Here is an 8,524-nt window from a genome sequence, read left to right as displayed (position 1 = left end):
CTGTACCCAACTCCTAGCCAGAATCCCCCGTGCTTCAGCCGGGGGAGTGGCTCAAAAAAGAAAACGCATTGCGAAGTTGCCAGTCTTTGCTAAATTGATGCTCCAGTCTGTAGCCAACCCGAAACGTGCTATCGTCATAAACGCTTTGTGGCAGACCGATCAATCGACTAATGGGAATAGGAGCAGGTCGATCGCCCAGAGAAAGAAGTCCACGATCGAAGAGGTAATTACTGTTCTGGTATTCAAGGTCGAAAGTTAAGGTTGTGCGATCGCTAATATTCCAGGTAATGACGGGCGCAACAAAAACACGTTCTGTAAAGTTAAAATCTCGAAAACTCTCAGAATTTTGATAAGCGGCATTTAACCGATATAACACTGAACTATTAGGGGTAAGCGGTTCAGAAATATCAAAACTGGGGCGATAAAAAGCATAGCTGCCGACATTGAATTCTGCTGAATAATAGGGAGTTCTGAGCGGTTGTTTTGTGACCACATTGACAATTCCTCCCGGTTCAGCCTGACCAAATAGAACAGAAGCAGGCCCTTTGAGAACTTCTATTCGATCGATATTTGCTGTATCGACCGTAGAGTAAAAGTCATTGTCAGCCAATCCATTGCGGAAATTTCCATCCTGAGCAAAGCCACGGATGTTAAATCCACCCGCATCTGTACCTCCGTAGTTACCTTCTTTACGGACACCGCTAACATTCTCCAATGCCTCTTGTATTCGCGTTGTCTTTTGGTCGTCTAAGATTTGACGGGGAATTACTTGAATCGAACCGGGAATATCTCGCAATGGAGTATCAGTTCTGGTCGCTGTACTTGCATTAGGTACGCGATAGCCACGTTGCTGCTGTTCCGTTACAACAATCTCTTCATCGGGTTCATCCGGCTCCGAATTCAAACTGTAGCTCAATCTTCCTGCTTTCAGACTGACTTCAGAGGTAGGCAGGCTATTAATTCCTGCTACGCTCACTCGAACGATGTTGGTTTCCTGTTGGACAACGCGCACACTGGCAATGTCAGCAGTCGGATTATCAGCAACAAAGGCTTGAGATCCCGGTAAGACCAGTACAGCATTTGGAATATCTGCAATTCGGTTATTGCCTTCCGATCGAAATTTGCTGGCATCAATTTGTAGCGGTTTGCCCTCTGCCGTTTGTAAAACGATCTCCAGCCCTGCATCGGTGCGATTCAGGCTCACTCCTGTTACTTGCACAGTAGCCGCTTCGATTTGAGCAATCCATTCTTTAACTGTGGTAGCGTGGCGATTGTGATGAGTAAACTTAGTTTCCGTCAATCCTGATAAAGCAGACCCGCTCACTAAACTGCCTGACAGCACGAACATTGATCCATAAAATCGGACTTTACTCATGCACTGCGAATTGATTCTGCTCATCTTCCACATACCAACGAAAACTCTAACTAAGAATTACTTTCAAGAAGATATCGGGAAACAGAAGGGAATAGACGATCGCGATCGCGCACAAACGGATTGTTTTGCTCCTCAAACGGATTTTTTGCTTAGTAGGTAGGACTTAGGATTCATGCCAAACTGTTTCCGAAATGCTTCGGCAAAACGGCTTTGGCTGACGTATCCCACTGACTGAGCCACTTCTTTCACATTCATGCGTCGCTCAGTAAGCAATTGACGTGCTGTTTCCATCCGATGTTGATGTAAATAGCCAAACACCGTCGTTCCAAACACCTGCCGGAATCCCCCCTTCAACTTAAAATCATTCAACCCAACCTGCCGCGCGAGTTCCATCAGCGACGGAGGATGATCAGCATTCTCCGTCATGATTTTTTTAGCTAAATGAATGCGATCGATATCATCTAGGTTTAACGAAAGGAAAGACTTGCGAGTATATTGATCTGGGTTTTTAAGCTGCTCTAACTTCAGAGCAACCAACTCCAAACATTGACTCTCTAGATAAATTTGTTTAGTTCTTCCTTGAAATGAACAGTGTAGGATCTTCTCTAACGTCGATCGCATTGCGGGTGTAATCACATTAAACTCATCAAACCGTTTTCCGTCGCAGTCTTCAATACATTGCCGAATCTCGATGGGTAGCTCTTCTAAAGTGTCGATAATCAGTCGGCTTACCTCATTCGGAGTTTCTAACTCAACATCAACTTTCAAGACTGGATCGTTGGCATAAGTAATCCATGTTCCCTTGCCTTCATAGGCTCCCCATTCCAGAAAGCTCTCCCCAGTACACTTATTATTACGATTCCCTGATAGATTAAATCCAATTTCCCAGGCTGTCTCAGACACTTCATCTTTGAGATGCAAATCGTGATGCAGTTGATAATTGAAGAGCATTAGATTGATTCCCCGGAACTGAATTGATCGGACGTATCCCTCCCCAAATTGCTCAGGCACAATCTCAACCCGTTCACAATAGCCTGAATGACTGGAGACTAAAGGAGCAGGGTTGCAAACTTTCCACAACTCATCATAGTCTGCGCGAGAGATGGTAATTGCCATGATAGGTTTAGGGAGTTGCAGGACGAATTCAGTTTAATGCAACTCATTCTCAACAAGTGAAGAAAATAGTCAAGTGTTTAAGGTTGAATGGCATTTACTTAAGGGTCAGGTTTTGAGAAAATAGAGCAAGAAAAAGCTCCAACCCTGGTCTTTTTGAGGTCACAGGCTGGGAGTGACTAAAATAACTAGCTCCACCATGCCAAACTCTGCTGAAATTCTCAAGCAAACATTCGCCAACAGGGTCGGTTTACCGTTTCAACAGATCCTGCCTGAATCTGTGATAGCCAGGGTCTTGGTCGAAGAGACCGTGAGCTATCGGGATCGTCTGTTTAATCCGTTCGTGACGCTGTGGGCATTTCTATCCCAGGTGTTCGACAGCGACAAGCGTTGTCGCAACGCGGTGAGTCGGGTGATCAGTTGGTTAGCCAGTGCAGGGCGACCAGTCTCCAGTTGACAACTGCCGTTACAGGGCGCAAGACAACATTTGAGAAACTTTATCCCATCCTTGGCTGATGCCCCTCCCCAGCCGCGTCACGACCTTTATCCCATCCTGTTGCATGTCGTTTCACAATCCCTGATTCCAGACCGTCTCAATCGTCATGAACCTAGAGTTAGAAAACGCAGACTGAAAGCCTTCCTCCTGATAAAGCAGCCTCGCTCAATTCTCAAAGCTAGTCTAGCTCGTTGATTGACCTTAAGTAAGTGCCATTCCTATCTAGTTGAGGTAGTAAAGTTGTCACCTCTTTGCTCACTCCAATAAAGATTAAAGGGAACTGATCCTTCCTCTTGGCTAGTAAGGATGCACGCTTCGACACCAACGCTACTGTAACCAGAACCAACGGCATCCCTTCGACCTTGCTGAGTAGCAGTTACGAAGTTGTCTCCCCTCTGAGAGTTCCAATACAGTGACAAGGGGTTTAATCTTGACGTTTGTGCAATGGCTGAACCAACAACTGTGAAAATTATGGCAAGGCCTGCTAAGGCTGGAACTAAAGCTTTTCTAGCCAAAGTACGCATTTGAGTTACTCCTGATTACAAATATTGCTCAGACTATTTCAATCCTCGATCCTGCACAGACAATCCCATCTCAAACTTGGCTTCCGACAATTAACCCCCGGTCGCGTCCGCAACAATAGCTGAGGCGGCATAACGTTCCCAATCACCCGCCGCAGAAAACCTTGAACACTAACAGACAACCTATCAACGGTCGGGTGCATTGGGGTTGTTATGTGGCGATCGCCACTATGTTTTCTCCGTTTGTAAAGCCCCTGGAAATATGCTTATAAACCCCTGGAAATATGTCCAAAGCCATCGGTGCACTAGGATGCAAGCAGAGATAAATTCTCATCTTCATAAAACAGTTTAATCGCGTCAAAATTTCGACGCAGCAAGCTTTCAACTTGCGATGTCGAACAGTTTCCAAGTCGCAGCCAAATAACTTTCGGTGGATTTCCAAATACTAAGCTCAAGTCGTGCATGTCAGCGTCTTTCGAGACAATCATCAAATTATTGTCTTTTGCATAATCCCAAACTATTGGATCGATCGTTGCTTTCATGCCCACATCTCGAACGTGAAGCGAGTTTGGGAAAAGATCACTTAAACGGTTCGGCAACTTGGGCGACAAGTTTTCATCAAAAAGTAATTTCATGCAGATAATGGAGCGGTCATAAACCGCCGTTCACGATCAGCGGCATAAGCAATGCATGCTTTTAAATCTTCTCTCGTCAGATCAGGAAAATCATCAAGGATTTCTGCTTCGGTCATCTCGGAAGCCAAGTACTCAAGCACTTCATAAACCGTAATACGCAAACCACGGACGCAAGGCTTACCACCACGTTTATCAGGCTCAATCGTAATGTGATTTCGGTAGTTCATAGATTATCCTCGCATCTCCATTCGTTGCCTGCGTCCCACAAGTTTTGTATCCCCTGTATATAAAAATCATACCAGAATCCATCTTTTGTCCGTAATGTGAATTTTGGCTTTGCTCCACCTGGCACTTTAAATGCATAGTTTCTGATATACAAAATACCAGAGGCAGAATCAGGGTTGATCCCGACGACACCATATCCAAGCGGATAGTGAATTGTGCGAATTATTAGGTGAGATTTTCTTCAAATGACAAAAGGATTTTAGCCCGGTTTCAATATCAGAACATGTCGTTTTTACATTTGCTAAACCATAAACACGCATTTCTTCAAACTCAACGACCCTTGGATCTGGATGAACAGTAAGTATTTTGATTGAGTGACCTTTTTTAAGTTTTTGCTCAATAACTGAATAAAAATCTCTAGCGTGTTTTGCACCAAGTACACCAATAAGCCATATATCAGGAGCATTTTCTATATCTTGTTCTAAAGTTGGAGGTGATTTCTCGTTGAAAATACTTTCAGCAGAGGGGGTTAACTTATCAGCTAACTGCTCAACGCGGTAGCGACTGCCCAAGATGGTAATTGTTATCAAACCCAAGATAACAAGCGTTAGTGGAGCAACTAAAGTCGGTGAAAGAACACCAACTAGATTAAGAATGCCAACTAAGATCGCAGTCGGAACTGTAAGATACAGATCAATATTTTCGCTTCGCTTGATATCGTTTAGTATACGATTCAGTAGCTTCATAAGTGCTTATAGAAACTGGAATGTAGCCGTATAACGACTCAAATCAGCGGCGGCAGATCACCTCGAACTTAGCACCAGTGGCTCTTAACCGTCCGCTGCATTTGAATTGTTAGCTGGCGTTGTACGCTGCTGTAGCCATTCTACCCATGCCTCGCGCCCTAGCTCACCTGATGCGATCGCCAACACAACGTGTTCCTGCTCATCTACAGAGGCGTTAATTTCCAATCTATTCAGGACAAGAAAAGTCTCCATCGCAGCATGACCTGTACGTTTGTTTCCATCCACGAATGGATGGTTCATGATAATCGAAAACCCCAATGCTGCTGCTTTTTCCAGCAAACCTGGGTACAACTCCTCTCCATCAAACGTCATTCGGGGCTGGGCGATCGCTGACTCCAACAACCCTACATCTCGAATACCAAATGCTCCACTGGATTGCTCAATGACTCTGCGATGTAGTTCCAGCACCTCGATTAACGTCAGGAAACGCATTATGCTAACCGCTGATACAACTCAGCATTTTTTGTTAGCACATAATTGGCTGCATCAACAAACTCAGGCTTTTGAGAGTTGAGCCAATCCTCCAGGCTTGCCTTCAGTAGAACTTCGAGCGCAATCCCATGAACAGTTGCTAAATCTTGCAGCTTTTGGAATTGAGTTTCTGAAAGGTCAAGGGTAATAGAAGCCACAGCGATCGCCCTCCTAGTGTTTCTGAGTCAAGTTTAACATTCACACCTAACCGATAATCTTGCTGTACCATCCCAGCCCAAAAGCTTTGCAGGCTAACGCCGAGTTCAGCGGCAGTTTTTAAGTCGCGGTTTTATGGTTTGCTGCGCAAATTTTTCCATAAAACCGCGACTTAAAAACTGTCCAAGGAGCGCAGCGACTGATGCTGCAACGACTTGTTATGCATTTAGTTTATGGCACAAAGCGGCTAAATGACTTAAGAAGCCCTAAAACCAAATTCTATTTCTTCTTCGTGACAATAGAACAGAATGCTTTTTGATTCGCTATGCAGTATTACCGCATCGTCTCTTGAAGGTACAAATATTTTATGCCAATTAGAAAGAAATTGATTTGTTGGTAAGACAAATACCTCTTCTTCACTAAATACGACGTGTACCTTTCCAGTAGATTTAAGATGTGAAATTACCCAATTCACTGCAACCGAATAGCTTTCAATTTCTAGCCTTTCAATTTCACTAACCATGGCTTCGTTTAAGCCATACTTACTGCTACTACTAAATTGTATTGCATATTCATAGGTACTTTTCGCATGCTCTTTAGAAAGCCAGCGAACGTCAAGATTCAATTTTTCAATTTCAGATATTCTATAGTTCATAATTCTGCATAACGGTTCCAATCAGCGGCGACAAATATGGCTGAAACGAAGCGCGAAGTCTTGGCTCGTCCGCTGCATTGAAATGTTATGCGTGGCTCGACACAACCGATCGCTCCCCCACTTCGCCAGCCCCAGATCTCGAAACACGAAGAACTCGGCCTTCGCGGACGGACTAAAATCCTATACGACGAAACACCTCCCACTGAATACGAAGTATCTCTGCTAAAGCCAACACCGACAAGTCCGCGCGATCGTGATCAATCACCTTGACTTTCGCAGTCACCGATCTGTTGAATCTAGCGTTGATCTTCGGATGAACGACCACGCTCAAAAACCGGGTTGAGTGACTGTCGGGCTGGCGGCATAACGTTCCGATTGAGCGGCTGTGAGTGTTTTTTGCCCCGTCACCGAGATCTGACAATAGTCCGCTCCAATCGGGTTGTTATGCGTTGTTCGTCTCAACCGATCGCTCCCCAACTTCGCTAGACCGCGTATCTCCAATCATGAGTATCTGTGCATCGCGGACGTACCTAACTTCTATGAAACGTGACACATCCCACTGAAACCGAAAAATCTCTGCCAAAGCCAACACCGACAAGTCCGCGCCGACGGGACAAACCGCATTGACTTTCGCATTCACCGACCCTTTGAATTTAGTGTTGATAGTTCGGTTGAACGACTACAATGAATGACTGGATTCATTGACTTTCGGGCTGGCGGCATAAGGGCTAGCACCACTGGCTGCAACTAGCCTGAACGAAGCAGAAAGTCGTTAGTCAGTCTAATGGGTGCATTTGTTAGGCGTACCTTTATTGAGCATTCAGCAGCACAGACTGACTAAAAGTTTGTCTCAAACTGAGGGAGATCGCCAAAATATAACAGCAGCAATCAGCAAGAGAACTATCGATACTGCATCAAAATAAATGATCCGTTGAATTCCCTGCGTTAAATCTGGTGTAGTTGTAGATAATCCAATGAAGGCAAGTTTACTGACCACAGCAGCGGTGATAACCATCATTCGCAGATGATAGAAGAACGCCCCACAGACTAACGCAGCACCAAGCACCCCCAGCATGACTTGGCGATGCCTTATTAGCAGTAAGACAGCATCATCTTCAAAAGTAACATTGTATAAAGATGTGATTCCATTTGGATTTAATGCAGTGATGACTGGAGAAGCTGTAATCATACCAATGATCACTAAGATTGCCACTGCTGCATTTCGACTTAGTTTAGACATTAAAGTTTCTCTAAAAGCAACAACATAGAGGATGTTACGCATAACGGTCGCGCTCACCGGACACAGACAATCATTGCAATCCAACCCGTAACTTTCAACGTTCCGGTGCAGCGCGATTGTTATGCTTTAACTCATCCATTGTAATTGGCGATCACTTTGGTAACTCTTCCCTTTGAATCTATTTCCATAAATTCCCCTGTCTTCGTGCCCTTTTGATTGATGTAGTAAAGGACAACACTGGAAAGCCCCCACATCACATCGATCAGCTCAAACTTGAGGTCAGGATAAACTTCAAGTCCCTTTTTGAAATATTCTTGTAACGCCTCTTTGCCTATCACTGTCCCTGATGGATTGTTAAGTATCTTCGCCACGACAGGCGACACCAGAACTACATCTCCTTCATAATGGGACATGATTTCATCAAGATCGTGAGAATTCCATGCTTGAACCCAATGTTCTGCAAATGTGTGTACTTGATCTTCAGTAAGCATATCTTTTTCTGAGAGTGAATCAATTAAGTCCTTTCCATTGTACTAGCCAACACTAATCAACGTCCCATCAATAACTTCAAAATAGCTTAACTGTGAACACAGACAGATAGACAGATAGACAGATAGACAGATAGACAGATAGACAGATAGATAGACAGACAGACAGACAGACAGACAGACAGACAGACAGACAGACAGACAAGTTTGAGGGACTGCCCCACCGAGGGCATGAAGCATAACTTATGTTTAGACTGATCTCGTCTAGATAACCTCCTCAATGCGGGGGATTAGACTGAAAGTTGTCTGGCTAACCCTCCAAATTTGGCGATTAGGCTGAAAA

General features: G+C 44.5%; 12 protein-coding genes. 1 reads left to right on the top strand and 11 read right to left on the bottom strand.

The window, feature by feature from the left end:
* Positions 1-34: 34 nt before the first annotated feature.
* Together ACJ2PR_RS33920 and ACJ2PR_RS33915 are read right to left on the bottom strand one after the other, a co-directional pair.
* A complete protein-coding gene (locus tag ACJ2PR_RS33920) occupies positions 35-1,375 on the bottom strand; it encodes a TonB-dependent receptor plug domain-containing protein (RefSeq protein WP_446880354.1) in 1,341 nt (446 codons plus the stop codon).
* A 132-nt stretch (positions 1,376-1,507) separates the two neighbouring features.
* A complete protein-coding gene (locus tag ACJ2PR_RS33915; protein ID WP_446880353.1) occupies positions 1,508-2,491 on the bottom strand; it encodes a helix-turn-helix transcriptional regulator in 984 nt (327 codons plus the stop codon).
* Positions 2,492-2,687: 196 nt separating this feature from the next.
* On the opposite strand from ACJ2PR_RS33915, the gene ACJ2PR_RS33910 reads away from it, so the two are divergent.
* Positions 2,688-2,945 carry a hypothetical protein gene (locus ACJ2PR_RS33910; protein ID WP_446880352.1) on the top strand — a complete coding sequence of 86 codons (258 nt, stop codon included), beginning with the start codon at positions 2,688-2,690 and terminating at the stop codon, positions 2,943-2,945.
* Positions 2,946-3,810: 865 nt separating this feature from the next.
* On the opposite strand, the gene ACJ2PR_RS33905 is transcribed toward ACJ2PR_RS33910, so the two are convergent.
* The 9 genes from ACJ2PR_RS33905 to ACJ2PR_RS33865 all read right to left on the bottom strand — a co-directional run bounded on the left by ACJ2PR_RS33905 (position 3,811) and on the right by ACJ2PR_RS33865 (position 8,184).
* Positions 3,811-4,140, bottom strand: coding sequence for a DUF5615 family PIN-like protein (locus ACJ2PR_RS33905; protein ID WP_446880351.1), 330 nt, complete (start codon positions 4,138-4,140; stop codon positions 3,811-3,813).
* The gene (locus ACJ2PR_RS33900) at positions 4,137-4,367 is read right to left on the bottom strand and encodes a DUF433 domain-containing protein (RefSeq protein ID WP_446862449.1); all 231 of its coding nucleotides are present in this window, start codon (positions 4,365-4,367) and stop codon (positions 4,137-4,139) included. Before ACJ2PR_RS33900 ends, ACJ2PR_RS33905 begins: the two co-directional genes overlap by 4 nt.
* Before the next feature lie 168 nt (positions 4,368-4,535).
* Positions 4,536-5,111 carry a hypothetical protein gene (locus ACJ2PR_RS33895; RefSeq protein ID WP_446880350.1) on the bottom strand — a complete coding sequence of 192 codons (576 nt, stop codon included), beginning with the start codon at positions 5,109-5,111 and terminating at the stop codon, positions 4,536-4,538.
* 84 nt (positions 5,112-5,195) lie between these two features.
* The gene (locus tag ACJ2PR_RS33890) at positions 5,196-5,603 is read right to left on the bottom strand and encodes a type II toxin-antitoxin system death-on-curing family toxin (RefSeq protein ID WP_446862451.1); all 408 of its coding nucleotides are present in this window, start codon (positions 5,601-5,603) and stop codon (positions 5,196-5,198) included.
* Complete coding sequence (locus ACJ2PR_RS33885; RefSeq protein WP_446871652.1) at positions 5,603-5,800, bottom strand: DNA-binding protein; 198 nt, start codon at positions 5,798-5,800, stop codon at positions 5,603-5,605. Before ACJ2PR_RS33885 ends, ACJ2PR_RS33890 begins: the two co-directional genes overlap by 1 nt.
* 254 nt (positions 5,801-6,054) lie before the next feature.
* Positions 6,055-6,453, bottom strand: a complete 399-nt coding sequence (locus tag ACJ2PR_RS33880) for a hypothetical protein (protein ID WP_446880349.1) — start codon at positions 6,451-6,453, stop codon at positions 6,055-6,057.
* A 442-nt stretch (positions 6,454-6,895) separates the two neighbouring features.
* Positions 6,896-7,093 carry a hypothetical protein gene (locus tag ACJ2PR_RS33875; RefSeq protein WP_446880348.1) on the bottom strand — a complete coding sequence of 66 codons (198 nt, stop codon included), beginning with the start codon at positions 7,091-7,093 and terminating at the stop codon, positions 6,896-6,898.
* Positions 7,094-7,303: 210 nt separating this feature from the next.
* The gene (locus ACJ2PR_RS33870; protein WP_446880347.1) at positions 7,304-7,735 is read right to left on the bottom strand and encodes a hypothetical protein; all 432 of its coding nucleotides are present in this window, start codon (positions 7,733-7,735) and stop codon (positions 7,304-7,306) included.
* 89 nt (positions 7,736-7,824) lie between these two features.
* Positions 7,825-8,184, bottom strand: coding sequence for a YybH family protein (locus tag ACJ2PR_RS33865; RefSeq protein ID WP_446880346.1), 360 nt, complete (start codon positions 8,182-8,184; stop codon positions 7,825-7,827).
* Positions 8,185-8,524: the final 340 nt, after the last annotated feature.

The organism is Phormidesmis sp. 146-33, assembly GCF_052939515.1.
This window is presented reverse-complemented; position numbering and strand designations above follow the sequence as displayed.

Bases quoted from the DNA above. Each gene is read 5' to 3' on its own strand.
- ACJ2PR_RS33920 (WP_446880354.1), bottom strand. From the start codon at position 1,375: ATGAGTAAAGTCCGATTTTATGGATCAATGTTCGTGCTGTCAGGCAGT.
- ACJ2PR_RS33915 (WP_446880353.1), bottom strand. From the start codon at position 2,491: ATGGCAATTACCATCTCTCGCGCAGACTATGATGAGTTGTGGAAAGTT.
- ACJ2PR_RS33910 (WP_446880352.1), top strand. From the start codon at position 2,688: ATGCCAAACTCTGCTGAAATTCTCAAGCAAACATTCGCCAACAGGGTC.
- ACJ2PR_RS33905 (WP_446880351.1), bottom strand. From the start codon at position 4,140: ATGAAATTACTTTTTGATGAAAACTTGTCGCCCAAGTTGCCGAACCGT.
- ACJ2PR_RS33900 (WP_446862449.1), bottom strand. From the start codon at position 4,367: ATGAACTACCGAAATCACATTACGATTGAGCCTGATAAACGTGGTGGT.
- ACJ2PR_RS33895 (WP_446880350.1), bottom strand. From the start codon at position 5,111: ATGAAGCTACTGAATCGTATACTAAACGATATCAAGCGAAGCGAAAAT.
- ACJ2PR_RS33890 (WP_446862451.1), bottom strand. From the start codon at position 5,603: ATGCGTTTCCTGACGTTAATCGAGGTGCTGGAACTACATCGCAGAGTC.
- ACJ2PR_RS33880 (WP_446880349.1), bottom strand. From the start codon at position 6,453: ATGAACTATAGAATATCTGAAATTGAAAAATTGAATCTTGACGTTCGC.
- ACJ2PR_RS33870 (WP_446880347.1), bottom strand. From the start codon at position 7,735: ATGCGTAACATCCTCTATGTTGTTGCTTTTAGAGAAACTTTAATGTCT.
- ACJ2PR_RS33865 (WP_446880346.1), bottom strand. From the start codon at position 8,184: ATGCTTACTGAAGATCAAGTACACACATTTGCAGAACATTGGGTTCAA.